Origin of the sequence: Alloyangia pacifica (genome assembly GCF_020524285.1) — a bacterium.
Taxonomy (GTDB): domain Bacteria; phylum Pseudomonadota; class Alphaproteobacteria; order Rhodobacterales; family Rhodobacteraceae; genus Salipiger; species Salipiger pacificus_B.
This window is the reverse complement of record NZ_JAIVKX010000020.1, coordinates 1-23,208: the sequence shown is the minus strand read 5'-3', so window position 1 is coordinate 23,208 and position 23,208 is coordinate 1. Positions and strand designations below refer to the sequence as shown.

19 protein-coding genes and 1 pseudogene are annotated in these 23,208 nt (G+C 68.9%); 15 read left to right on the top strand and 5 right to left on the bottom strand.

What is annotated here, in order from left to right:
* Positions 1–6: 6 nt before the first annotated feature.
* The 7 genes from paaN (at position 7) to LC039_RS23050 (ending at position 8,164) form a co-directional block, all read left to right on the top strand.
* Positions 7–1,653, top strand: a complete 1,647-nt coding sequence (gene paaN / locus LC039_RS23080) for a phenylacetic acid degradation protein PaaN (RefSeq protein ID WP_226628620.1) — start codon at positions 7–9, stop codon at positions 1,651–1,653.
* Between the two features lie 59 nt (positions 1,654–1,712).
* Positions 1,713–2,861, top strand: coding sequence for an ABC transporter substrate-binding protein (locus LC039_RS23075; RefSeq protein ID WP_413463856.1), 1,149 nt, complete (start codon positions 1,713–1,715; stop codon positions 2,859–2,861).
* Positions 2,862–2,927: 66 nt separating this feature from the next.
* Positions 2,928–3,800, top strand: coding sequence for a branched-chain amino acid ABC transporter permease (locus LC039_RS23070; protein ID WP_226628617.1), 873 nt, complete (start codon positions 2,928–2,930; stop codon positions 3,798–3,800).
* Positions 3,800–4,756: a branched-chain amino acid ABC transporter permease gene (locus LC039_RS23065; RefSeq protein ID WP_226628616.1), complete on the top strand. Its 957-nt coding sequence runs from the start codon at positions 3,800–3,802 to the stop codon at positions 4,754–4,756. The genes LC039_RS23070 and LC039_RS23065 overlap by 1 nt, the downstream gene beginning before the upstream one ends.
* Positions 4,753–5,538 (top strand): ABC transporter ATP-binding protein, encoded by a 786-nt coding sequence (locus LC039_RS23060; protein WP_226628615.1) that lies wholly within the window; start codon positions 4,753–4,755, stop codon positions 5,536–5,538. The genes LC039_RS23065 and LC039_RS23060 overlap by 4 nt, the downstream gene beginning before the upstream one ends.
* Positions 5,525–6,226, top strand: coding sequence for an ABC transporter ATP-binding protein (locus LC039_RS23055; RefSeq protein WP_226628614.1), 702 nt, complete (start codon positions 5,525–5,527; stop codon positions 6,224–6,226). Before LC039_RS23060 ends, LC039_RS23055 begins: the two co-directional genes overlap by 14 nt.
* A gap of 3 nt (positions 6,227–6,229) precedes the next feature.
* Complete coding sequence (locus LC039_RS23050) at positions 6,230–8,164, top strand: 3-hydroxyacyl-CoA dehydrogenase NAD-binding domain-containing protein (RefSeq protein WP_226628613.1); 1,935 nt, start codon at positions 6,230–6,232, stop codon at positions 8,162–8,164.
* A 243-nt stretch (positions 8,165–8,407) separates the two neighbouring features.
* Here LC039_RS23050 and LC039_RS23045 read toward each other — a convergent pair whose 3' ends face one another.
* The 4 genes from LC039_RS23045 to LC039_RS23030 all read right to left on the bottom strand — a co-directional run bounded on the left by LC039_RS23045 (position 8,408) and on the right by LC039_RS23030 (position 13,416).
* Positions 8,408–9,490: a LacI family DNA-binding transcriptional regulator gene (locus tag LC039_RS23045; protein WP_226628611.1), complete on the bottom strand. Its 1,083-nt coding sequence runs from the start codon at positions 9,488–9,490 to the stop codon at positions 8,408–8,410.
* 61 nt (positions 9,491–9,551) lie between these two features.
* The gene (locus tag LC039_RS23040) at positions 9,552–10,862 is read right to left on the bottom strand and encodes a c-type cytochrome (protein ID WP_226628609.1); all 1,311 of its coding nucleotides are present in this window, start codon (positions 10,860–10,862) and stop codon (positions 9,552–9,554) included.
* 3 nt (positions 10,863–10,865) lie between these two features.
* Positions 10,866–12,638 (bottom strand): GMC family oxidoreductase, encoded by a 1,773-nt coding sequence (locus LC039_RS23035; RefSeq protein WP_226628608.1) that lies wholly within the window; start codon positions 12,636–12,638, stop codon positions 10,866–10,868.
* Positions 12,639–12,687: 49 nt separating this feature from the next.
* The gene (locus LC039_RS23030) at positions 12,688–13,416 is read right to left on the bottom strand and encodes a gluconate 2-dehydrogenase subunit 3 family protein (protein WP_226628606.1); all 729 of its coding nucleotides are present in this window, start codon (positions 13,414–13,416) and stop codon (positions 12,688–12,690) included.
* Positions 13,417–14,022: 606 nt separating this feature from the next.
* Here LC039_RS23030 and LC039_RS23025 point away from each other — a divergent pair.
* The 8 genes from LC039_RS23025 to nadC all read left to right on the top strand — a co-directional run bounded on the left by LC039_RS23025 (position 14,023) and on the right by nadC (position 22,888).
* Positions 14,023–15,417, top strand: a complete 1,395-nt coding sequence (locus LC039_RS23025; RefSeq protein WP_226628604.1) for a cytochrome ubiquinol oxidase subunit I — start codon at positions 14,023–14,025, stop codon at positions 15,415–15,417.
* A 1-nt stretch (position 15,418) separates the two neighbouring features.
* Positions 15,419–16,426, top strand: coding sequence for a cytochrome d ubiquinol oxidase subunit II (gene cydB / locus LC039_RS23020; RefSeq protein WP_226628602.1), 1,008 nt, complete (start codon positions 15,419–15,421; stop codon positions 16,424–16,426).
* Positions 16,426–16,527 carry a DUF2474 domain-containing protein gene (locus LC039_RS23015; protein ID WP_226628600.1) on the top strand — a complete coding sequence of 34 codons (102 nt, stop codon included), beginning with the start codon at positions 16,426–16,428 and terminating at the stop codon, positions 16,525–16,527. Before cydB ends, LC039_RS23015 begins: the two co-directional genes overlap by 1 nt.
* A 215-nt stretch (positions 16,528–16,742) precedes the next feature.
* Positions 16,743–16,985, top strand: a complete 243-nt coding sequence (locus LC039_RS23010; protein ID WP_226628598.1) for a hypothetical protein — start codon at positions 16,743–16,745, stop codon at positions 16,983–16,985.
* A 1-nt stretch (position 16,986) separates the two neighbouring features.
* The gene (glgX, locus tag LC039_RS23005) at positions 16,987–19,050 is read left to right on the top strand and encodes a glycogen debranching protein GlgX (protein WP_226628597.1); all 2,064 of its coding nucleotides are present in this window, start codon (positions 16,987–16,989) and stop codon (positions 19,048–19,050) included.
* A gap of 370 nt (positions 19,051–19,420) precedes the next feature.
* On the top strand, positions 19,421–20,473 hold the full coding sequence (nadA, locus tag LC039_RS23000; RefSeq protein ID WP_226628596.1) for a quinolinate synthase NadA: 1,053 nt from the start codon (positions 19,421–19,423) through the stop codon (positions 20,471–20,473).
* Positions 20,474–20,477: 4 nt separating this feature from the next.
* Positions 20,478–22,040, top strand: a complete 1,563-nt coding sequence (locus LC039_RS22995; RefSeq protein WP_226628594.1) for an L-aspartate oxidase — start codon at positions 20,478–20,480, stop codon at positions 22,038–22,040.
* On the top strand, positions 22,040–22,888 hold the full coding sequence (nadC, locus tag LC039_RS22990; protein ID WP_226628592.1) for a carboxylating nicotinate-nucleotide diphosphorylase: 849 nt from the start codon (positions 22,040–22,042) through the stop codon (positions 22,886–22,888). Before LC039_RS22995 ends, nadC begins: the two co-directional genes overlap by 1 nt.
* A gap of 173 nt (positions 22,889–23,061) precedes the next feature.
* Here the strand turns inward: nadC and LC039_RS22985 are convergent.
* A pseudogene (locus tag LC039_RS22985) lies at positions 23,062–23,208 on the bottom strand (cysteine desulfurase); the annotation flags it as partial.

Sequence of the window (23,208 nt, the reverse complement as noted above, 5' to 3'; positions counted from 1 at the left end):
GGAGCCATGACAGACCTGTTCACCCGCCATAAACCGCTGCTGGAAAGTGCCCTGAAAGCACTGGAAACGCGCGAATTCTGGACCCCGTTCCCCGAGGTCCCGAGCGGGAAGATCTACGGCGAGACGGCGAAGGAGGAGGGCGAATCGTCCTATGTGGCCCTGCTGGGTGCCGCCTTCGATCTGTCCGGCCATCCCGAGACGGGCCGCGTCGGCTCCGAGGTCTCTCCCTGGGGCCCCGAGCTCGGCATCAGCTATCCCGCCGCCGCGCCCGAGGCGCTGATCGCCGCCGCCGAGGCTGCCGCGCCCGTGTTCGCCGAGGCCACGGTCGAGGCGCGGGTCGGGGCTCTGCTCGAGGCGCTGGTGCGGCTCAACAAGATGAGCTTCCTGCTGGGCCATGCCGCGATGCACACCACCGGCCAGGCCTTTGCCATGGCCTTCCAGGCGGGCGGGCCGCATGCGCAGGACCGCGGGCTGGAGGCGCTGGCCACGGCCTATGCCGAGCTGACCCGCAGCGCCCGCGATGCGGTCTGGGAAAAGCCGCAGGGCAAGCACGCGCCGCTGGTGATCGAGAAGCACTGGGCGCTGGTGCCGCGCGGCATCGCGCTCACCGTGGGCTGCAACACCTTCCCGACGTGGAACGGCTACCCAGGGCTCTTCGCCAGCCTCGCCACCGGCAACCCGGTGATCGTCAAGCCGCACCCGCGTGCCATCCTGCCGCTGGCACTGACCGTGCGCGTGCTGCGCGAGGTTTTCGCCGAAGCCGGCCTGCCGCGGAACGCGGTGCTGCTGGCCGCCGATGCGCCGGGGTCAGAGATCACCAAGGACCTGGCGACGCACGAGAAGGTGGCGCTGATCGACTACACGGGCTCCACCGCGTTCGCCGACTGGATCCGCGCACACAGCAAGGCACAGGTGTTCACCGAGGAGGCCGGGGTCAACTCGGTCACGATCACCGGCACCGACGACTTTGCCGGCATGTGCGCCAACCTCGCCTTCTCGCTGTCGCTCTACTCGGGGCAGATGTGCACCTCGCCGCAGAACCTCTATATCCCGCGCGGCGGGATCGAGACCGATCAGGGCCCCAAGAGCTTTGACGCGGTGGCCGAGGGGATCAAGCAGGCGATCGACGCGCTGCTCTCCGATCCGGCGCGCGCCGCCGGGGTCTGCGGCACCATCGTCAACCCCGCCACCCTGGCGCGCATCGAGACCGCCCGCGGCGCAGGCCGGGTGATCCGCGACAGCGCCGAAACCGGCCATGGCCGCAGCGCCACGCCGCTGATGATCGCGGTCGAGGGCGCCGAGGGTCCGCAGAACGACGAGTGCTTCGGCCCCGTCTCCTTCGTCGTGCCCTGCGACGGCGCCGAGGATGCGATCGCCCGCGCCGCCGGCATCGCCCGCAGCAAGGGCGCGATCACCGCGGCGCTCTACGCCACCGATGAGACGCACATCGCCCGCGCAGCCAAGGCATTTGCGCAGGCGGGGGTGAACCTTTCGGTGAATCTCACCGGCAATATCTACGTGAACCAGTCGGCGGCTTTCTCCGACTTTCACGTCACCGGGGCGAACCCGGCGGGCAATGCCAGCCTGACCGACGCCGCCTTCGTCGCGCCCCGCTTCCGGCGCGTGATGATCCGCTGGCCGAAAGCGGCCTGACGGCCCGGCCGGACCCCGGCACCCGACATTCGACGGACACCAATCTGGGAGGAGTTACCATGATGTCCAAGACCACCACCGCGCTCGCCACCCTGGCCGCGCTCGGCGCCCTGACCGGCGCCGCGCAGGCCGAGATCCGCCTCGGCGTCAGCGTTTCTGCCACCGGCCCGGCGGCCTTCCTCGGCGACCCCGAGGCGAAGACCATCGAGATGCTGGTCGAGCAGCTCAACGAGGAGGGCGGGATCAACGGCGAGGAGATTGCCTTGACGCTCTACGACGACGGCGGCGATCCCAACAAGGCGCGGACCTTCGCCACCCGCCTCGTTGAGGATGACGAGGTTGTGGCGATCCTCGGCGGCTCGACCACGGGCACCACCATGTCGATCCTGTCGGTGGCCGAGGATGAGGGCATTCCCTTCATCTCGCTGGCCGGCGCGATCTCGATCATCGACCCGGTGCGCGAGTTCGTCTTCAAGACCCCGCACACCGACCGCATGGCCTGCGAGAAGATCTTCACCGACATGCAGGCGCAGGGCATCACCAAGATCGGCATGATCTCGGGCACCGACGGCTTCGGCGCGTCGATGCAGGCGCAGTGCAAGGAAGTGGCGGGCGATCACGGCATCGAGATCCTCGCCGACGAGACCTACGGTCCGCAGGACGCCGACATGACGCCGCAGCTGACCCGCATCCGCAACACCGACGGCGTGCAGGCGGTGCTGAACCCGGGCTTCGGCCAGGGCCCGGCCATCGTCACCCGCAACGTCGCGCAGCTCGGCTTCGAGATCCCGCTCTACCAGAGCCACGGGGTCGCCTCGGACGCGTTCATCGAGCTCGCCGGGGCCGAGGCCGCCGAGGCGCTGCGCCTGCCCGGCACCGCGCTGCTGATCGCCGACAAGCTGGCCGAGGACGATGCGCAATACGAGGTCGTGACCTCCTACACCGAAGCCTACAAGGCCAAGTACGACCAGGATGTCTCGACCTTCGGTGGCTACGCCCATGACGCCTTCGCACTGATCGTCGACGCCATCGCGCGCGCCGGTGACAGCGAGGATCCGCAAGCGATCCGCGATGCGCTGGAGGCGACCAGCGGCCTGGTCGGCACCACCGGCACCTACAGCTTCTCGCCCGAGGATCACCTCGGCCTCGATCTCAGCGCCTTCCGCATGCTCGAGATCAAGGACGGCGACTGGCTGCCGGTCGAGTAACCCGCCCCGGCTCCGGGCCCCGTGCCCGGAGCCATATCCCCCAAACGCCTAGCTCTGGGAGCCCCGATGGACGCCCTGCTGCAATTCCTGTTCTCCGGTCTGACCGTGGGCGCCGTCTACGCGCTCGTGGCGCTGGGATTCACCATCATCTACAACGCCTCCGACGTGGTGAACTTCGCCCAGGGCGAATTCGTCATGCTGGGCGGGATGATCACCGTCTTCACCTATCAGGCCGGTCTGCCGCTGCCGTTGGCCGCGGTGGTCGCGATCCTCGTGACCTCGGCGCTCGGCGTGGCGCTGAACAAGCTGGCGATCGAGCCGGCCCGCGGCGCGCCCGTGGTCTCGCTGATCATCATCACCATCGGCGCCTCGATCGTGATCCGCGGCGCGACGCAGCTCATTTTCGACAAACAGCTGCACCGCTTCCCGTCCTTCTCGGGCGATGATCCGATCCACGTGCTGGGCGCGACGATCCTGCCGCAGAGCCTGTGGGTCATCGGCGGTGCGCTGGCGGTCTTCGTCGGGCTGTGGGTCTTCTTCACCCGCACGCTGACCGGCAAGGCGGTGCTGGCCACGGCCAACAACCGCGTTGCGGCGCAGCTCGTCGGGATCAACACCGGCTGGGTGATGACGCTCTCCTTCGGGCTCTCGGCGGCCATCGGCGCCTTCGCGGGCGTTCTGGTCACGCCGATCACCCTGGTCGGCTACGACGTCGGCGTGGCGCTGGCGCTCAAGGGCTTTGCCGCCGCCATGCTCGGCGGCATGGGCAACCCCAAGGGCGCGCTGGTGGGCGGGCTGCTGCTCGGCTGCTTCGAGGCGCTAACCGCGGGCTACCTCAGCTCGCAGTACAAGGAGGCGGTGGCCTTCATCGTCATTCTCGCCGTGCTCTTCGTGATGCCGCAGGGCCTCTTCGGCAGCAAATCGACGGAGCGCGTGTGATGACCGGACGGAACAAATGGATTTCGCTGGGCGTGCTGGCGGTGCTGATCGCGCTGCTGCCGCTGTTCTTCCCCTCGGGCTACTACTACCGCGTCGGCGCGCTGATCTTCGTCAACGCGCTGTCGGTGGTCGGGCTGGTGATCCTGATCGGCTATGCCGGGCAGATCAGTCTCGGGCACGCGGGCTTTGCCGGGATCGGCGCCTATGCCTGCGCGCTGGCCCCCGAGCACCTCGGGCTGCACCCGGCGCTGGCGCTGGTGCTGGGCGCTGTGGTCTCGGGCGTGATGGCGGCGCTGATCGGCAAGCCGATCCTGCGGCTCAAGGGCTACTACCTTGCGGTGGCCACCCTCGGCTTCGGCATTCTGGTGTCGATGGTGCTGACCAACGAGCGCGCGCTGACCGGCGGGCCGGACGGGATGAACGTCGCCGATCTTGGCCTGCGCAGCCTGCTGCGCGACATGGGGTGGCGGCTTTCGGGCGGCGAGTTCTGGTACATGATCTGCGGTGTGGTGCTGCTGGTCGGCGCCTGGCTGGCGCTCAACCTCTTCGACAGCCCCTCGGGCCGCGCCATGCGGGCGCTGCACGGCTCGGAAGTGGCGGCCTCCACCGTCGGCGTCGACGTGCCGCGGCAGAAGCTGCGCGCCTTCGTGATCTCGGCGGTCTACGCCTCGGTCGCGGGCTCGCTGCTGGCGCTGCAGAACGGCTACATCACGCCGGACGTGGCGGGCTTCATGCATTCGGTCGAGATGGTCACCATGGCGGTGCTCGGCGGTGTCGGCTCGGTGCTCGGCGCCACCTTCGGCGCGGCGATCCTGACGCTGCTGCCGCAGGTGCTGACGGTCTTTGCCGAATATGAACAGCTGGTGCTGGGCCTCGTCATGGTGCTGGTGATGATCTTCCTGCCGCAGGGGCTGCTGCCCTCGATCGCGCGGCGCCTGAAGGGGAGGGACGAATGAGCCTTCTGGACGTACAGGGCCTCGGCATCAGCTTCGGCGGGCTGAAGGCGGTCAACGACGTGAGCTTCAAGGTCTCGCCGGGCGAGATCGTCTCGGTCATCGGGCCGAACGGCGCCGGCAAGACCACGCTCTTCAACATGATCTCGGGCGTCTACCAGCCCGGGCGCGGCTCGGTCTCGCTGAACGGAACCGAGGTGACGGGGGTCGCCCCCAACCGGCTGGCCGAGATGGGCCTGTCGCGCACCTTCCAGAACCTGCAGATCTTCCAGGAGATGACGGTGCTCGACAACGTGCTGGCGGGCTATCACCTCTCCGAGCGCGGCTCGGTCTGGGCCGACCTGCTGTCGCTGCCCGGCATGAAGCGCCGCGCCGCCGAGGCCCGCGCCGGGGCGCGCAAGCTGCTGGAGCGCGTGCGGCTCGACAAGGCCGCCGAGCAGGTGGCGGGCAACCTCAGCTACGGCGCGCTGAAGCGGCTGGAAATCGCCCGCGCGCTGGCGCTGAACCCGAAGATCCTGCTGCTCGATGAACCCGCCGCCGGCTGCAATGCCGTCGAGACCGAGGAGATCGACCACCTGATCGCCGAGCTCGCCGCCTCGGGCATCGCCATCCTGCTGGTCGAGCACGACATGAAACTGGTGATGCGCATCTCGAACCACATCGTCGTGCTCGACCACGGCGAGAAGATCGCCGAGGGCGACCCGGCCACCGTATCGCGCGACCCGGCGGTGATCGCCGCCTATCTCGGCACCGAAGAGGAGGAGCCTGCCCATGCTGACGGTTGAGGGGCTGCGCTCGCGGTACGGGCGCATCGAGGTGCTGCACGGGCTCGATCTCGAGGTCAGCTCGGGCGAGATCGTGACGGTGGTCGGCGCCAACGGCGCGGGCAAGACAACGCTGCTGAAGTGCCTGTCGGGCACCCAACCGGTGAGCGACGGGACCATCGTCTTCCGCGGCGAGAGCTTCGCCACCGTGCCCGCCCACAAGCGGCTGAAGCGGGGGCTGGCGCAATCGCCCGAGGGGCGGCAGATCTTCACCAATCTCTCGGTCGAGGAGAACCTGCGCCTCGGCGCCTTCCTGTTCACCGACGAGCGGGTCGAGCGCGACATGGCGGACGCCTTCGCCATGTTCCCGATCCTCAAGGAAAAGCGCAACCTCGCGGCGGGCGGGCTCTCTGGCGGGCAGCAGCAGATGCTGGCCATCGCCCGCGCGCTGATGGGCCGGCCGCATTGCCTGCTGCTCGACGAGCCCTCGATGGGTCTGGCGCCGCTGCTGGTGGCGCAGATCTTCGAGGTGGTGAAATCGCTCAAGGAGCGCGATGTGACCGTGCTGCTGGTCGAGCAGAACGCCTATGGCGCGCTGAAGATCGCCGACCGCGGCTACGTGATGGAAACCGGGCGGATCACCATGACCGGTGCCGCCCCGGACCTCATCGCCGACCCGCGCATCCGTGAAGCCTACCTGGGACTCTGAACCATGACACTGCTGACTGTCCGCCGCGACGGCGAGATCGCCGTCGTTACCCTCGACAACCCGCCGGTGAACGCGATCTCCGAGGCGGTGCGCAAGGGGCTCTACGATCTGGCCGAGCGGCTCGACGCCGACCCCGAGGTGCGCGCCGTGGTGCTGATCTGCGCCGGGCGCACCTTCCTTGCCGGGGCCGACGTGCGCGAGTTCGGCAAGCCGCCGGTGGAGCCGCATCTGCCCGACGTGGTGGACCGGATCGAGGCGGCCGAGACGCCCTGGGTCGCGGCGATCCACGGCGCGGCGCTTGGCGGCGGCTTCGAGATTGCCATGGGCTGCCGCTTCCGCGTGGCCGTCGACAGCGCCCGCGTCGGCCTGCCGGAGGTCACCCTGGGCGTCATCCCCGGCGCGTCGGGCACGGTGCGCACGCCGCGCCTCGCGGGCATCGAGGCGGCGGTCGATCTGGTGACCAGCGGCAAGCCCTTGCCTGCCGCCAAGGCGCAGAAGGCCGGGTTGATCGATGCCGTGGTGAGTGGCGATCTCGAGCGCGAAGCCGTGGCCTTCGCCCGTGCCGCGCTCGACGCCGACATGCCGCTGCCGGTCTCAAAGCGCCCGCTCGCGCCGATGCCCGAAGACTTCTGGCAGGCCGCACGCAAGGCGGCTTCCAAGGCCGGGCACCAGGCGCCGCTGCGCGCGCTGGACAGCCTCCGCTTTGCCACCGAGCACGGCTTCGCCGATGCCATGGCACACGAGCGCGAGACCTTCCTGGACCTGCGCGGCTCGGACGAGGCGGCGGCGCTGCGCCATGTCTTCTTCGCCGAACGCGCCGCGCCGAAACCGGCGGCGCTCAAGGGCATCGAGCCGCGCCCCTTCAAGACCGTCGGCGTGATCGGCGGCGGCACCATGGGCGCGGGCATCGCCGGGGCCTGCCGCGAGGCGGGCATGGAGATTCTCCTCATCGAGCGCGATGCCGAGGCCGTGTCGCGCGGGCTGGCGAACGTCGGCAAGATCTTCGACGGCGCGGTCAAGCGCGGTAGGCTCACCGAAGAGGGCCGGGCCGAGCGCATGGCCGGCGTGCGCGGCAGCACCGACTACGCCGAGCTGTCGCAGGCCGACCTGGTGATCGAGGCGGTGTTCGAGGAGATCGGCGTCAAGCGCGCGGTCTTCGCTGAGCTGGGCCGGGTCTGCCGCGCCGACGCGGTGCTGGCGACCAACACCTCCTATCTCGATCCGTGTGCCATCGCCGAGGGTCTGCCCAACCCCTCACGCTTCATCGGGCTGCATTTTTTCAGCCCGGCCCACATCATGAAGCTGCTCGAGATCGTGCCGACGCCGGACACGGCGCCGGACGTGCTCGCCACCGGCTTTGCGCTGGGGCGGGCCTTGAACAAGATGCCGGTGCAGGCGGGCATCTGCGAGGGGTTCATCGGCAACCGCATCCTCAAGCGCTACCGTGCCGAGGCCGAGGCGCTGGTGATGCAGGGTGTCGCGATCTCCGAGATCGACGCGGCCATGCGCGACTACGGCTTCCGCATGGGCCCGTTCGAGGCGCAGGATCTGGGCGGGCTCGACATCGCCTTCCTGCAGCGCGAGGGCGCGCGGGCGGCGGGGCAGGAGGTGCCCGAGACGCTGGGGGATATCCTCGTGCGCGCCGGGCGCAAGGGCCAGAAGACCGGCGGCGGCTGGTACGACTATGCCGAGGGCGCGCGGACGCCGCTGCCCTCGGCCGCGGTGACCGAGCTGCTGGTCGAACGGATCTCCGGAACGCGCGATCTGCCGCGCGCCGAGATCGCCGAACGGCTTGTCGGCGCCATGGCGGAGGAAGGCCAGGCGATCCTCGACGAGCGGATCGCGCAGGCCCCGCAGGACATCGACCTGGTCGAGGTGCACGGCTACGGCTTTCCGCGCTGGAAGGGCGGGCCGATGTTCGCGACCGGAGCGTCGTAGCACGGTCCCGGCGATGGCGCGTCCTCGACTCTCGGCGGCTTGACCAAAGGGGGATGTCTGGGACCGCCTGCGCCGGTGCGGGCCCACCACCCCACGCGGCCCGGGTCTGCGTGATGCGCGCGCGCCGCTTGGAGCGCCGTGGGATGGCTTGCGCCGAGGTCTTCCGTGGGGGCCGGTGCAGGTCATGCTTGCAACGCTGAGTCCGATCCGGGGCGTTCTTGAGACACCGGCGGGTCCGGGGAGTCAGACGGTTTCGCTGATCCTGATCTCGACCGGCACGATGTGGTCGCGCGCGGTCTCGGAGGTGCCGAAAACGATCTGATCCTCCATCAGCGCAATGACCTTGCCGATCACCGCAGGGGCAGGGTGGCTCAGAACCGCCTTCACGCGCTTCGCGGACAGCGCCGCGTCGATGCGCGGGCTGAGTTCGGTCCCGATCACGGTCAGGTCGTCGCGGCCGCGGCGCTCGAGCGTGCGCAGGGCGCCTTCGAGACCGCCGCCTGCCACGAAGATCGCCGTGAGATCGGGATGCTCGGACAGGGCCTGATCGACAAGGTGTTCCGCCAGGTCGTCGCTCTCTTCGGTCGCCTGCGCCGGGAGCACCTGCAGCGGGCTCCCATTCTCCGACAGGTAGCCGAGAAACCCGCCGACGTAGCCGCGATGGGCAAGATACCCGTGAGAGCCGACGAACAGCGCGACCTTGCCGGGGCGGTTGCACAGGCTGTGCATGATCCAGCCGGCGCCGCGCCCGATCTTGGTGGGATCCGCGCCGATGAAAGCGGCGCGCGCCGGAACCGACAGATCCGAGAGCATGGTGAAGATCGGGATGCCGCGCAGCGCGATCTCGCGCACGGCGTCGCGAATGTCGGGCGTGTCCAGAGCGACGGCTGCGATCACGTCGCAGCTCTCCGCAAGCCGGTAGAGGGCGTCGATGGTTTCGCGCTCATCCAGCCCGGAGAGATGATGCACCTCGGCCTGGCCGCGGACCCTGCGCGACGTGCGGGTCTGGTCACAGAGTTCGCGGCTGAAATCCGCGTAGAGATGGCGCTCGGCACCATTGAGCAGGAATCCGAAGGTGGCTTCGGGGGCCTTTTCGGTCAGCCTGTCACGGATTGTCGGCGCGCCGTAGAACCCGATATGCTCAGCAACCTGGAGAACGTGCTGCAGCGTTGCCGTCTTGACCGAACTCCGGCGATTCAGAATGCGGTCGAGTGTGGACACCGAGACCCCGGCCAGGTTGGCCAGATCCTGGATTGTTGCTCTGTTCGACATCATGGCCTCTGCACGCAACGGGATAGGGGACGACCACGCCTCCCCACGCGGCACTCTTGGGACTGCGGGAGGGGCGGTCGGGTGCCGCCCCTCCCTTACGCAAGCTGTAGTTGGGTCAGTATCCTTCGGCAAGCTTCTCGCGGGCGTCGAGCGTCGCGCGCGCCGCCGCGACCGTCGCCGGCTCGACCGGCGTTCCGGCGTTGCTCCAGGCGTTGCGGATGTAAGTCAGCACTTCGGCGATCTGCGCGTCGTCGAACTTCCAGGCAAAGGAGGGCATGCCGCCGCCGGTGGGCTTTGCCTCGGTATGGGCGGCCCTGGCCCCGGTGAGCATCACCCGGACGAGATCGGTGGGATCGTCCGACAGCAGCGCGTGGTTGCCGTCGAAGGCGGGGACCAGGTCGCCCATGCCGTCGCCCCGTGTCCCGTGGCAGGCCGAGCAGTTTACCTCGTAGCGCAGAGCGGCGCGGGTCATCGCGGGGCTGCCGAGGTCCGCCTTGGCGGGCGCGGTCACGCCGGAGCCGGGCACGGACTTGAGGTAGCTGGACATGGCCAGCAGGTCGTCGTCCGAGAGGTACTGCAGCGAGTGCGCCACCGCCTCCGCCATCGGCCCCGAGGCCATGGCCTTGCCGTCGGTGCCGGTGCCCAGGTACTCGGCCACCTCCTCGGCGGAGCTTTCGCCCAGCCCGACATGCGGGTTCGAGGTGATCTCGGGCGCGTACCAGCCGTCGACCTTGGCCCCTTGCAGGTAATTCTCGGCGATCTCGGCGCCAAGCCCGTTGCGCGGCGTGTGGCACGACGAGCAATGCCCGCCCGCGTCGACGAGATAGCGGCCCCGGTCGTCCCCTTCGGCGTCGCCGTCGAAGGCGGCCTTGTCGAAGTAGAGCATGTTCCAGCCCAGCATCGCGAGGCGCTGGTTGTAGGGGAAGGCCATGCCCGCGGTCTCGTCGATCTCGTTGGACACGGGCTCGACCGTCGACATGTAGGCCCAGAGGTCGTGCATGTCCTGGTCGGTCAGCTTGGCATAGGCGGTGTAGGGCATCGCCGGGTAGAGCAGCCCCTCGGAGCCCTGGCCGTTGCGCACCGCGTCGAAGAACGCCCTCTCGGTCATCGCGCCGATGCCGGTCTCGGGGTCCGGCGTGATGTTGGAGCTGACCAGCGTGCCGAAATCCGTGTGGATCTCGTAGCCGCCCGCGAATTCGCCCGCGCCCTGCGTGTGGCAGGCGGCGCAGTCGGCGGTGCGCATGACGTATTCGCCGCGCGCTATGGCGGCCTCGTCGGTGCTGGTGAACGCGGCAAGCGCCACCGTGTCGTCGGCCCCCGCGTTGCGCGCGGTGTCGACAGTGCGCCAGGCCCAGATGCCCGCGCCGGCCGCCGCCACGACGGCGATCACCGCGATGCCGGCGACGATTTTCTTCATTGCTGCCATGGGTTACGCCTCCACCAGCGGGCCGGGGTTGGGAATGTAGTCCTGCACGATCGCCTGCGCCGCGCGGATCGCCAGCGCGCCCACGGTGCCGGTCGGGTTGTAGCCCGAGTTCATCGGGAAGACCGAGGCGGAGACCACGAAGAGGTTGTGGCAGTCCCAGCTCTGCAGCCAGGGGTTCACCACCGAGGTCTTCGGATCGGCGCCCATGGGGGTGCCGCCGATGACGTGGTCCGAGGCGATGATCGCCGTGGTGAAGGGCTTGTCGGCGAAGTTGAACGGGGTGATGTGCTGCGCGCCCATCTCCTGCGCGACCTCGACGGCCCGGTCCATCAGGTACTTGGCCATGTTCCGGTCGCTCTGCGAGTAGTCGTAGGTGATGCGCAGCAGCGGCACGCCGAACTTGTCCTTGTAGTTCGGATCGAGGTCCAGGTAGCCGGCCTTGATCGGCATCGAAGAGCCCTGGTTAAAGATCGTCGTGTAGGTCTGGTAGTGATCCCGGTACGCCTTCTTGAAGCCGGCGCCCCAGCGCGGGCTGCCCTCGGGCAGCTTGTTGGCCTTGGAGATCGGCGCGCCGTCCCGCGCGAGGGTCAGCATCCCCGCGCCGTGGATGAAGTCGAGATCCGAGTGGTCGAAGTTGTCGGCGTTGAAGTCGTCGATCTGGCTGCCCAGGCCGCCGGCGCCGATGAACGGGTTCATCTGCTCGCCCTCGATCCACATGTCGGTGCCCGAGATGGTCTGGAAGCTGAAGTTCCGGCCCACGGTGCCTTCCTGCGTCCGGTGGTCGTAGGGCTGGCCGATGCCGGACGTCAGCATCAGGCGCGTGCTGTCCACCTGGAAGGCCGTCACGCAGACCACGTCGCCTTCCTGCACCTGCTCGCGGCCCTGCTTGTCCACATAGGTGACGCCGGTGACGGTCTTGCCGTCCTCGGCCTTGTTCACCTTGATGACGCAGCTTTCGGTGATCACGCTGAAGTTCGGGCGCCGCATCAGCACCGGGAAGATGCAGGCCTGCGGCGAGGATTTCGAATAGTTGCCGCAGCCGAAGCCGAGGCAGAAGCCGCAATAGGTGCAGGCGCCCATCGAGACGCCCAGCGGGTTCACGTAGGGCTGGCTGAGGTTCGCCACCGGGATGGTGAACGGGTTGTAGCCCATCCGCGCCGTCGCCTCGTTGAACACCTCCATCGAGCGCAGGGTCTTCAGCTCGGGGGTCGGGTAGTCGCGCGAGCGCGGCCCCTCGAACGGGTTGCCGCCGGGCTGGATCTCGCCCTTGATATTGCCCGCCTTGCCGGAGATGCCCGCGATCCGCTCGAAGCGGTCGTAGTAGGGCTCCAGCTCGTCGTAGGTGATGCCCCAGTCCTGCAGCTGCAACTCGCCGTCCTCGGCTTTGCCGAGGCCGTAGCGTTCGATGGTCTTCGAGCGGATCTCGAAGTCGTAGGGATCGAACCGCCAGGCCATGCCGGCCCAGTGGAAGCCGGCCCCGCCGACCCCGCCGCCCAGCTCGAAGATGCCGAAGTCGCGCTGCGGCGCGGCGGTCTGATCGGGACGGTTGCGGAAGGTGAGCGTATTATCCTTGGGCGGCGAGAAGAGTTCCTTGCGGATGCCCCAGCGCAGCTCGTCGGGGTCGACGGCGGGGGGTGTATGGGTCGAGGTGTCCATCCAGGGGCCTCGGTCGATCGCGACGACGTTGAGGCCCGCGCGGGTCAACTCTTCGGCCATCAGCGAGCCGGCCCAGCCGAGGCCGACGACGACGACGTCGGCTTTCTTGTTGGTTGCCATGGGGATGCTGCCTTGTCTGTGAATCTGGGTCAGGGGAAATGCGGAGGGCTCAGTCCTTGGGGATCAGGCTGACCGGCTCGAGGTCGAGCTTTTCGCCGGTGCGGTCGGCGTAGAGCCGGAAGTCGTAGCGCGCGCCGGGAAAGCCGATCAGCTTCCAGCCCGCCATGTCGCGGTTGCCGCCGTAGATCGGGTCGGAGAAATAGCCCTCGCGGGCGTTCTGCAGCATCAGCTCGAAGAAGGCCTTGGTGTGGATCTCCTCGCCGAGCGAGATGGTGCCATCCTCCATGCCCTTCAGGATCTCGTCCTGCCGGTTGGGCTGCAGGTCGGCGAAGGCGGCGCCGTCGGTCTCCTGCGCATAGGCGTCCAGCGCCTTCAGCCCGGCCGCGTAGCGCTCGCGCGGGGTGGCGATGAACTGCGCGGTCTGCATCAGGTCGTCGGCGTTCTGCTGTAGCGGCTTCTCGCGGTAGAGCGCCGCCCCCTCGCCGAAACGGCCGGCGAGCTGGGCGTCGAGGAAATCGACGCAGCCGGCCTCGGAGGCCGAGGGCCCCAGATCGTCGGCCGGGATCAGCCGGTCGAAGACAGCGGTCACGGTGCGCCGGTCGGCATCGTCGGTCAGGACTCTCATCTGGCCGCCGGGGATCACGCTGCGCGGCAGCATCTCCGGGTCGACCGTCATGTCGGCGGGATAGCCGTGCATTTCCCGGGCCCGCGCGCCGTCCGCAGCAGCTCCGGTCGCGGCGATGGCGCCAAGGGAGAAGAGGGCTTCACGTCTGTTCATGGCATGTCTCTCGCGTCGTCGTTGACCGGTCGGGCCGCGGCCGGGACACGCGCAACACGCGTCGGCGCATGCCGGAAACGCGAGGTCTCCGGCGCTGGTGGCTGGCCAGTCTGATCAGGATTTCAAGGGGAACGCCGTGGTATCAGGGATCGCTTGAGCGCGGACGTCCTCTGCGGCGAGACTTAGATCCGCCTTGGCGGTGAGACAATCGGGCGCGGGCGGATTATCCGCGTTCGCCGCCGAAACCCTTCATTTTGAAAGGCCGGGACGGTTTGACAGACCCGCACGGTCGGGCCTCGCGCCAGTCTCTCCGCCGCGGGTACCCCGTCCGCGCCGCCTCGCCTTGTCGCCGAAAGAGAGGCGGGAGATCAGCGCTGCTGTCGAGGACCAGGGGCGCGGCCTCCTCGACAGGGTGGCCCCGGTAGCGGCCGATGCCGGGGACGTGATGCGCCGGGATGATCCAAAACGCGCTGCGCGCCGTACCCATTTTAGACGAAAACGCCGCCCGCAGCGCCGACAGGCGGACTGTCGACCGGCAGCCACAGCGGCTGCCGCGCGCGGAACGGCCCAGCCCAGATCATAGCCAAACGCTCTACGGAAGTTCATATGACCGCAGAAGTTCTCGCCCGGCTCCAGTTCGCCTTCACGGTGTCATTCCACATCATCTTCCCGGCCTTCTCGATCGGGCTGGCAAGCTACCTCGCCGTGCTGAACGGCGCGTGGCTGTGGACGCGGGACGGTCGATACCTGTCGCTGTTCAACTTCTGGAAGAAGATCTTCGCGGTTGCCTTCGGCATGGGCGTGGTCTCGGGCATCGTCATGTCCTACCAGTTCGGCACCAACTGGTCGGTCTTTTCCGACAAGGCCGGGCCGGTGATCGGACCGCTCATGGCCTACGAGGTGCTGACCGCCTTCTTCCTCGAGGCGGGCTTCCTGGGGATCATGCTCTTCGGCCGCACGCGCGTGGGCGACGGGCTGCACATGCTGGCGACCTTCATGGTGGCCTTCGGCACTTTGGTTTCCGCCACCTGGATCCTGTCGGTGAACAGCTGGATGCACACGCCCGCCGGGTTCTCGATCGCCGAGAACGGCCAGTTCGTCCCCGAGGACTGGTGGCAGATCGTCTTCAACCCCTCTTTCCCCTACCGGCTGGTGCACATGGTTCTGGCGGCCTATCTGACCACCGCGCTGGTTGTGGGCGGCGCCTCGGCCTTCCAGTTGCTGAAGTCCCCGGGCCACCCGGTGTCGAAGAAGGGCCTGTCGATGGCGATGTGGATGCTGGTGATCGTCGCGCCGCTGCAGATTTTCGCCGGCGACCAGCACGGGCTCAACACGCTCGAACACCAGCCCGCCAAGATCGCTGCCATGGAGGGCCACTTCGAGAGCCACGAGGGCGGCGTGCCGCTGGTGCTCTTCGCCATCCCCGACCAGGAGAACCAGGAGCTCGACTACGCGCTGGAGATTCCGCGCCTCGGCTCGCTGATCCTGACCCATAGCTGGGATGGGCAGATCCCGGCGCTGTCGGAGGTCCCGCGCGAGGACCAGCCGCCGGTCTGGATCGTGTTCTGGTCGTTCCGGGTGATGGTGGCGCTCGGCTTCGCCATGCTCGGGCTGGCGCTCTGGGGGCTCTGGGCCCGCTGGCGCGGCTGGCTCTACAGCGATCCGTGGCTGCTGCGCGCCTGCGTGGCGCTTGGTCCGGCGGGCTTCGTCGCGGTGCTGGCAGGCTGGATCACCACCGAAGTGGGGCGGCAGCCCTGGGCGGTCTACGGCCTGCTGCGCACCTCCGAGAGCCACTCGCCGCTCGACCTGCCGGCGCTGACCACCTCGCTGATCGGCTTCGTCGTGGTGTACTTCTTCGTCTTCGGCGCCGGCACCTTCTACCTGCTGCGGATGATGCGCAAGGCGCCGGACACGCCGCGGCTCGGCCTGCGCGATGGTCCGATCCGCACGGCGGGGATCATGCCGGGGCCCGCACAGACCCCCGAGAACAGGAGCGACTGACATGTTCGGACTGGAGCTTTCCTTCATCTGGGCCGGGATCATCGCCTTTGCCGTGCTGGTCTACGTGATCCTCGACGGGTTCGACCTCGGGGTCGGCATCCTGTTTCCGCTGGCCGGGACCGAGCAGGACCGCGACGTGATGATGAACTCGGTGGCGCCGATCTGGGACGGCAACGAGACCTGGCTGGTGCTGGGCGGCGGCGGGCTCTTTGCCGTGTTTCCGCTGGCCTACGCGGTGGTCATGCCGGCGCTCTACGTGCCGATCATCCTGATGCTGCTGGCGCTGATCTTCCGCGGCGTCGCCTTCGAGTACCGCTGGCGCACCAAGCGCTGGAAGCGGCTGTGGGATTTCGCTTTCTTCGGCGGCTCGCTGGTGGCCGGCTTCTCGCAGGGCATGGCGCTCGGCGGGCTGGTGCAGGGCATCGAGGTGGTGGACCGCGCCTACGCCGGCGGGTGGTGGGACTGGCTCTCGCCGTTCTCGCTGCTCACCGGGCTGGCGGTGGCCACGGGTTACGCGCTGCTCGGCGCCACCTGGCTGGTGATGAAGCTCGAGGGCGGCATCCATGACCGGATGCGCCGGGTGGCGCAGCCGCTGGGGCTGGCGACGCTGGTGTTTCTCGGGCTGGTGTCGCTCTTCACCCCGCTGCAGGACGATGTCTACTTTCAGCGCTGGTTCAGCGGCGGCTCGCTGATCTACTCGATCGCGGTGCCGGTGCTGGTGCTGCTCTGTGCGGCGGGGCTCTGGAAGGGGCTGCGCGGCGGCGGCGATCACCTGCCGTTCTTCTCGGCGCTGGGGCTTTTCGTACTCGGCTTCATCGGCATCGGCATCAGCTTCTATCCGATGATCGTGCCGCCCTCGCTGACCATCGTCGAGGCCGCGGCGCCGGACAGCAGCCTTGGCTTTGCCTTGGTCGGCACGGTGATCCTGATCCCGATCATCCTGGCCTATACCGCCTATGCCTATTGGGTGTTCCGCGGCAAGATCGACCCCTCCGAAGGCTACCACTGATGCGCGGCAAGCGGATCCTGTGGTTCGTCGCGCTCTGGCTCGCCGGGGTGGCCTGCGTCGGCGCCCTGGCACTGCTGATCCGGGTGGCGCTGCCCTACTGATCGGGAAAGGCACACACATCAGTGTCGCATCGAAACGTTTCGGTCCCTGAATCCGACGCGACACCGGAAGATTCTGCGGAACCATCCGGGCCCCCGCCGGGTTGCACGTGCGGATCGTCCGGACGGTCAGTTCATTTCACACGCTTTGTCCACGGTGGCGTGCCATCCCGCGCCGGCCGACGGGCCGCTTTTCGATCTGACCAAGGCCCAGGACCATGCGCATCCAGAATGCTGCCTCCCGCCCCGACCTCAAGACCGACCGCGGCTTGCCCGATGGCGTCCCGCTCGAGCGCATCCGCAAGGAGGTTGCACGCTGGTTCCGCCGCGGTGCCGGTGGCACACTCCTGATCACCGCCGGGAGGATGAGCCGGCGGGAAACGGCGCGGCGGCGTCCCGCCGCGCACCCCCTGTTCCGGCACCCGCCGCAGATGGCCGCTGTCCCGGCCGTGGAGAGCTGAGATGATCGACCCCCGTGACGTGACCATCGTCCCGGCCCGCTCGCGCCCGGACCAGCTCGGGGCCCGCTTCGACGACGCGGGCACCAACTTCGCGCTCTTCTCGGACCACGCCGAGGCGGTCGAGCTGTGTCTCTTCGACGCGGAAGGGACGGAGGAATTGGCCCGGCTGGAGCTGCCGCGGGCCGAGGGGGGCATTTTCTTCGGCTATTGCCCCGACCTCGGGCCGGGGCAGGCCTATGGCTACCGGGTGCACGGGCCGTTCAAACCCGCCGAAGGGCACCGCTTCAACCCGCACAAGCTGCTGCTCGACCCCTATGCAATGTCCATGCGCGGACAGCTTGTCTGGGACGATGCGCTCTTCGGCTACCCGGTGGGCGGCTCCGACCTCGAGCTCGACACCCGCGACAGCGCGCCCTTCATGCCCAAGGCGGTGGTGGCCGACCCGGTGTTCGACTGGGAGGCCGACGCCGCGCCGCGGCTGCGCTGGCAGGACACGGTGATCTACGAGGCGCATGTGAAGGGGCTGACCATGCGCCATCCCGGCGTGGTGCAGGCCGACCGCGGCACCTTCCGCGCGCTGGCCTCGGACCCGATCATCGAACACCTGCAGAAGCTCGGCGTCACCACCATCGAGCTCTTGCCGATCCACGCCATGGTGCAGGACCGGCACCTGATGGAGAAGGGGCTGCGCAACTACTGGGGCTACAACACGCTGGGGTTCTTTGCGCCGAACCGCACCTACCTCGCCACCGAGGACGTGCGCGAGGTGCGCGCCGCGGTCAAACGTTTCCACGCCGCCGGGATCGAGGTGATCCTCGACGTGGTCTACAACCACACCGCCGAGGGCAACGAGCTTGGCCCCACCCTGTCGTTCAAGGGCATCGACAACGCCAGCTACTACCTGCTGTCGCCCGAGAACCGCCGTCACGGCTTCGACACCACCGGCACCGGCAACACGCTGAACGTGGCGCAGCCGATGGTGCTGCGCATGGTGATGGACAGCCTGCGCTACTGGGTCGAGGCGTTTCACATCGACGGCTTCCGCTTCGATCTGGCCTCGACGCTGGCGCGCGAGCCCGACGGCTTCGAACGCGAGGGGGCTTTTTTCAATGCCATCCGGCAGGATCCGGTGCTGAGCCAGGTCAAGCTGATCGCCGAGCCCTGGGACGTGGGCGAGGGCGGCTACCAGGTCGGCGGCTTCCCCTGGCCCTTCCGCGAGTGGAACGACAAGTTCCGCGACGACCTGCGCAGCTTCTGGCGGCGCGATCCGGGCAAGCTCGGTGCGTTGTCGGAGCGGTTGATGGGCAGCCCGGTGCAGTTCGACCATTCGCACCGGCCGGCCACCTCCTCGGTGAACTTCATCGCCGCCCATGACGGCTTCACCCTGTGGGACACGGTGTCCTACAACGACAAGCACAACGAGGCCAACGGCGAGCAGGGCCGCGACGGCCACAACCACAATCTGTCGGACAATATGGGCTACGAGGGGGCCCCGGACGACCCGGGCATCGACGCCGCGCGCGTGCGGCGGGTGAAGGGCATGCTGGCGACGCTTTTCCTGTCTCACGGCGTGCCCATGCTGCTGGCGGGTGACGAGTTGGGCCAGACCCAGGGCGGTAACAACAACGCCTATTGCCAGGACAATGAGACCACCTGGATCAATTGGGAGGCGGCGCGTCCGGAGCTGGTCGAGGCGGTCTCGGGGCTGACCGCCCTGCGGCGCGCGTGGCGCGGGCATCTGGCGCCCTACGGCTTCTGGCCGCGCCCCGAGGCGACCGAGAGCGTCTGGCTGCACCCCGAGGGCCGCGAGATGTCCGAGCAGGACTGGCGCGATGGCGGGCTGTTCGCCATGGGCCTGCGACATCATCAGGAAGACTGCTCCGATCTGCTGATCCTGATCAACGGTGGGGAGCCGTGCACGTTCACGCTGCCCGAGGGACACTGGGAACTCATCCTCGACACTTCGCGCGAAGAGGTCGCCTGTGCCGAGCATCCCGGATCCAAGGTCGCAGTCGGGGCGCAGTCGGTGGCGCTGCTTCGGCACGGCGGCGGAACGGCCCTCTAAGGGGGAGAGGATCCTGCGGAGGGCGCGCATGTTCGCCGCAACCCGAGGCCCCCTCGCGCGCGCCGACTGCGATCCGACCCGGCGCCGCCGGGACGACTCTCGGCGAAGGGCCCTCGCGGCACATGAATGAACAAAGGGCTGCCTGTTCGTCATCGCGTCCCGTTAAGAAATTGAAAAGATTTCTGTATTGCCACCACCGAGCGCGAGGCCGGAGATCTCCGGGCCGCCGCAGCAAACGCCAAGCCTGCAATCTTTTCGACAGCGCGTCTTGTCCTTGCGTCAACATGCGGCTATGTCGCCGCGCGACTGTCCCTGTGTCAGAAAACTGACACAGGAGGCCGCGCCGCAGACCCTGAGGAGGAGCAGGTTCATGCTCGACCAGACCACGATCGCCGAAACCCTCGGCCAGCACTACGATCTCGCGCCCTCGCTGGAGGCCGCCGAGCGGCTGAGCGATGTCTACGAGACGATGAGCCGGGTCGTGACCCCGGCGGACTGGGCGATCCACGCGCCCTACGTCGAGGCGATCAACAGGCTCAAGAAAGAGCGCAACGCCGTCATCCTCGCGCACAACTACATGACGCCGCAGATCTACCACGGCATCGCCGATGTCGTCGGCGACAGCCTGCAACTGGCGATCGAGGCGACCAAGGTGAAGGCCGATGTCATCGTGCAATGCGGCGTGCACTTCATGGCCGAGACCTCGAAGATCCTGAGCCCCGAGAAGACCGTCCTGATCCCCGACATGGACGCGGGCTGCTCGCTCGCCGAAAGCATCACCCCCGAGGGCATCGCGGAAATGCGCCGCCGCTATCCCGGTGCGCCGGTGGTCACTTACGTCAACACCTCGGCGGCGGTGAAGGCGGCCTCGGACATCTGCTGCACCTCCTCCAACGCCGCGCAGATCGTCGCCGCGCTCGACGCCGAGACGATCATCATGACGCCGGACAAATACCTCGCGCAGAACGTCGCCAGGCAGGTGCCGCAGAAGACTATCGTCTGGTACGACGGCGCGTGCATCGTGCACGAGCGCTTCACCGCCGCCGAGCTGCGCGACTTCCGCAGCTGGCAGCCCGACACCCGCATCATCGCCCACCCCGAATGCCCGCCCGACGTGGTCGCCGAGGCCGACTTCTCCGGCTCCACCGCCGGGATCATCGACTACGTGACCCGCGAGCAGCCCGGCAAGGCGATGCTGGTGACCGAATGCTCGATGGCCTCCAACATCTCGGACGCGCTGCCGGGGGTCGAATTCGTCGGGCCCTGCAACATGTGCCCCTACATGAAGATGATCACCCTCGAGAAGGTGCTCTGGTCGCTGCACAGCATGGACGGCGCGGTCGAGGTCGACCCTTCGGTGGCCGAGGGCGCGCGCCTCGCGGTGCAGCGGATGATCGACCTGTCGCAGCGCAGCGCTGCCTGAGTCCATGCAGGAGATATCCACCGGCCGGGTCGTTATTCTCGGCGCGGGTCTGGCCGCGCTCTATGCGGCGCTGGCGCTGGCGCCGCGCCCGGTGCTGCTGGTTTCCCCCGATCCGCTGGGCACGGGCGCAAGCTCGGCCTGGGCGCAGGGCGGGGTGGCCGCGGCGATGGCCAGGCCCGACAGCCCGGAGTCCCATGCCGCGGACACGCTGCGCGCGGGCGCCGGGATCGTCGATCCCGACGTGGCGCAATCCGTCACCCGCGAGGCGCGCGAGCACATCCTGACCCTCACCGAGCTCGGCGCGCCCTTCGACCGCGATGCGGCGGGCGGCTACCTGCTCTCGCGCGAGGCGGCGCATGCCTTTGCCCGCGTGGTGCGGGTGCGCGGCGACCAGGCCGGGGCCGAGATCATGCGCGCGCTGGTGGCGCAGGTCCGGCAGGCTGTCTCGGTGCAGGTGCTCGAAGGCTGGGCCGCCACCGGGCTGCGCAGCGCAGCGGGCCGTGTCAGCGCCGTCGAACTCGCCCCCGCCGAGGGCGGGGTGCCGGTTTCGGTCAATGCCCCTGCCGTGCTGCTGGCAGGGGGCGGCTCGGGCGGGCTCTACGCGCTGACCACCAACCCGGCGCGGATCCGCGGGCAGGTTGCGGGGCTCGCGGCGCGGGCCGGCGCGGTGATGGCCGACATGGAGTTCGTGCAGTTCCACCCCACTGCCATGGATCTCGGCCTCGACCCCGCGCCGCTCGCCACCGAGGCGCTGCGCGGCGAGGGCGCCGTGCTGGTCAACCGGATCGGGCAGCGCTTCATGGAGGGCAAGCACCCCGACCTCGAGCTGGCCCCGCGCGACGTGGTGGCGCGCGCGGTCTATGCGCAGAGCCAGGGCGGCCTGCGCCCCATGCTCGACACCCGCAGGGCGCTCGGTTCCCGGATCCGGGAGGAATTCCCGGGGGTTGCCGCGGCCTGCGACCGGGCCGGGATCGACCCGGTCAGCAAGCCCATCCCCGTCGCCGCCGCCGCGCATTACCACATGGGCGGGGTCGAGACCGATGCCGCCGGCCGCAGCTCGCTGGCCGGTCTCTGGGCCTGCGGCGAGGTCGCCTCGACCGGGCTGCACGGGGCCAACCGGCTGGCTTCGAACGGGCTGCTCGAGGCGCTGGTCTACGCCCGCCGCTGCGCCGCCGACATCGCCGGCAGCCTCGGCGCGGCGTCGGAGGCGCCCCGGCTCGATCTGCCGCAGCCCGAAGCCGCCGAGCCCCCCGATCCCGATCTGGTCGTGCGGCTGCGCGCCGCGATGACGGCGGGGGCGGGGGTGATCCGCGATGCCGAGGGGCTGACCGCCTGCCTGCGCGAGATCGCCGCCGTGGAAGCCGCGCAGCCGGACTGCGCACCGCTGCGCAACATGACCGCCACCGCGACGCTGATCGCCGCCGCCGCGCTGACCCGGCGCGAGAGCCGGGGCGCGCATTTCCGCGCCGATGCCAGCGAAGAGACCGCCGAGACCGGCGCCCGCAGCCGCATGACCCTGGCGGAGGCGCTGACCCTCCGCGACACGCTCCAGAAGGAAACCGCCTGATGTCCCTGCCTCCGCTGCCCGACATGATCCTCGACCCGCTGGTGCGGGGCGCGCTGATGGAGGATCTCGGCACCTACGGCGATCTCACCACCCGCACGGTGATCCCGGCAGGCACGCGCTACAGCGCGCGGCTGCGCGCGCGCGAGGCCGGGGTGGTCTCGGGCATGCAGATCGCGCGCATGGCGTTTCACATGGTCGATCCGAGCCTGGAGCTGACCCTGCACCGGCCCGACGGCAGCGCCATCGCGCCGGGCGACGTGCTGATGGAGATCGAAGGCGAGGCGGCCTCGATCCTCACCGCCGAGCGGGTGGCGCTGAACTTCGCCGGGCGGCTGTCGGGGATTGCCACGATCACCGCCGGTTTCGTCGCCGAGACCGCGGGCACCAAGGCCCGCATCTCCTGTACCCGCAAGACCACGCCGGGCCTGCGCATCGTCGAGAAGCAGGCGGTGCTGCACGGCGGCGGCTTCAACCACCGTTTCTCGCTGTCCGACGCCATCCTGGTGAAGGACAACCACATTGCCGCGGCGGGCGGCATCCGCCCGGTGCTGCAGGCGATCAAGGGACAGGCCTCGCACATGGTGCGGGTCGAGATCGAGGTGGACACGCTGGCGCAGCTCGCCGAGGTGCTGGACGAGGGCGGCGCCGATGTGGTGCTGCTCGACAACATGGACACCGGGACCCTGCGCGAGGCGGTGGCGATGACCGCCGGGCGGCTGGTGCTGGAAGCCTCGGGCAACATGAGACTGGCGCGCATCGCCGAGGTCGCCGCAACCGGGGTCGACTACATCTCGGCCGGGGCGCTGACCCATTCGGCACGCACGCTGGACCTCGGCCTGGACTTCTGAAAGCGGTTTAGCCGCGGTCCGGCGCAGCAGGATCTCGACGAAAACCGCGCTGGCGTGGTTCCATCCGCCCATACAGCTCGGCTACGGTCGATCTCCCGGATCGACCGGCTCAGGTCTTGGCGGCGGCATATCCCGGCCGGTGGCGCGCACAGCGCACAGGGGGAAGCCCCGGCTCACCCCTTTGTCGCGGCGCGGTACCACTGCACGATCTCGCGGCGTGCCGCGTCGTCCATCTGGATGGCGTTGGGCGGCGGCATGGCATGGCTCGCGCCGGCCTGCAGGAAGATCAATTTCGCATGGCGTGCGACGTCGGATTCGGT

What these genes read in the sequence shown, in the direction of transcription:
- paaN (WP_226628620.1), top strand. Translation starts at nt 7, where the DNA reads ATGACAGACCTGTTCACCCGCCATAAACCGCTGCTGGAAAGTGCCCTG.
- LC039_RS23075 (WP_413463856.1), top strand. Translation starts at nt 1,713, where the DNA reads ATGATGTCCAAGACCACCACCGCGCTCGCCACCCTGGCCGCGCTCGGC.
- LC039_RS23070 (WP_226628617.1), top strand. Translation starts at nt 2,928, where the DNA reads ATGGACGCCCTGCTGCAATTCCTGTTCTCCGGTCTGACCGTGGGCGCC.
- LC039_RS23065 (WP_226628616.1), top strand. Translation starts at nt 3,800, where the DNA reads ATGACCGGACGGAACAAATGGATTTCGCTGGGCGTGCTGGCGGTGCTG.
- LC039_RS23060 (WP_226628615.1), top strand. Translation starts at nt 4,753, where the DNA reads ATGAGCCTTCTGGACGTACAGGGCCTCGGCATCAGCTTCGGCGGGCTG.
- LC039_RS23055 (WP_226628614.1), top strand. Translation starts at nt 5,525, where the DNA reads ATGCTGACGGTTGAGGGGCTGCGCTCGCGGTACGGGCGCATCGAGGTG.
- LC039_RS23050 (WP_226628613.1), top strand. Translation starts at nt 6,230, where the DNA reads ATGACACTGCTGACTGTCCGCCGCGACGGCGAGATCGCCGTCGTTACC.
- LC039_RS23040 (WP_226628609.1), bottom strand. Translation starts at nt 10,862, where the DNA reads ATGGCAGCAATGAAGAAAATCGTCGCCGGCATCGCGGTGATCGCCGTC.
- LC039_RS23035 (WP_226628608.1), bottom strand. Translation starts at nt 12,638, where the DNA reads ATGGCAACCAACAAGAAAGCCGACGTCGTCGTCGTCGGCCTCGGCTGG.
- LC039_RS23030 (WP_226628606.1), bottom strand. Translation starts at nt 13,416, where the DNA reads ATGAACAGACGTGAAGCCCTCTTCTCCCTTGGCGCCATCGCCGCGACC.
- LC039_RS23025 (WP_226628604.1), top strand. Translation starts at nt 14,023, where the DNA reads ATGACCGCAGAAGTTCTCGCCCGGCTCCAGTTCGCCTTCACGGTGTCA.
- cydB (WP_226628602.1), top strand. Translation starts at nt 15,419, where the DNA reads ATGTTCGGACTGGAGCTTTCCTTCATCTGGGCCGGGATCATCGCCTTT.
- LC039_RS23015 (WP_226628600.1), top strand. Translation starts at nt 16,426, where the DNA reads ATGCGCGGCAAGCGGATCCTGTGGTTCGTCGCGCTCTGGCTCGCCGGG.
- LC039_RS23010 (WP_226628598.1), top strand. Translation starts at nt 16,743, where the DNA reads ATGCGCATCCAGAATGCTGCCTCCCGCCCCGACCTCAAGACCGACCGC.
- glgX (WP_226628597.1), top strand. Translation starts at nt 16,987, where the DNA reads ATGATCGACCCCCGTGACGTGACCATCGTCCCGGCCCGCTCGCGCCCG.
- nadA (WP_226628596.1), top strand. Translation starts at nt 19,421, where the DNA reads ATGCTCGACCAGACCACGATCGCCGAAACCCTCGGCCAGCACTACGAT.
- LC039_RS22995 (WP_226628594.1), top strand. Translation starts at nt 20,478, where the DNA reads ATGCAGGAGATATCCACCGGCCGGGTCGTTATTCTCGGCGCGGGTCTG.
- nadC (WP_226628592.1), top strand. Translation starts at nt 22,040, where the DNA reads ATGTCCCTGCCTCCGCTGCCCGACATGATCCTCGACCCGCTGGTGCGG.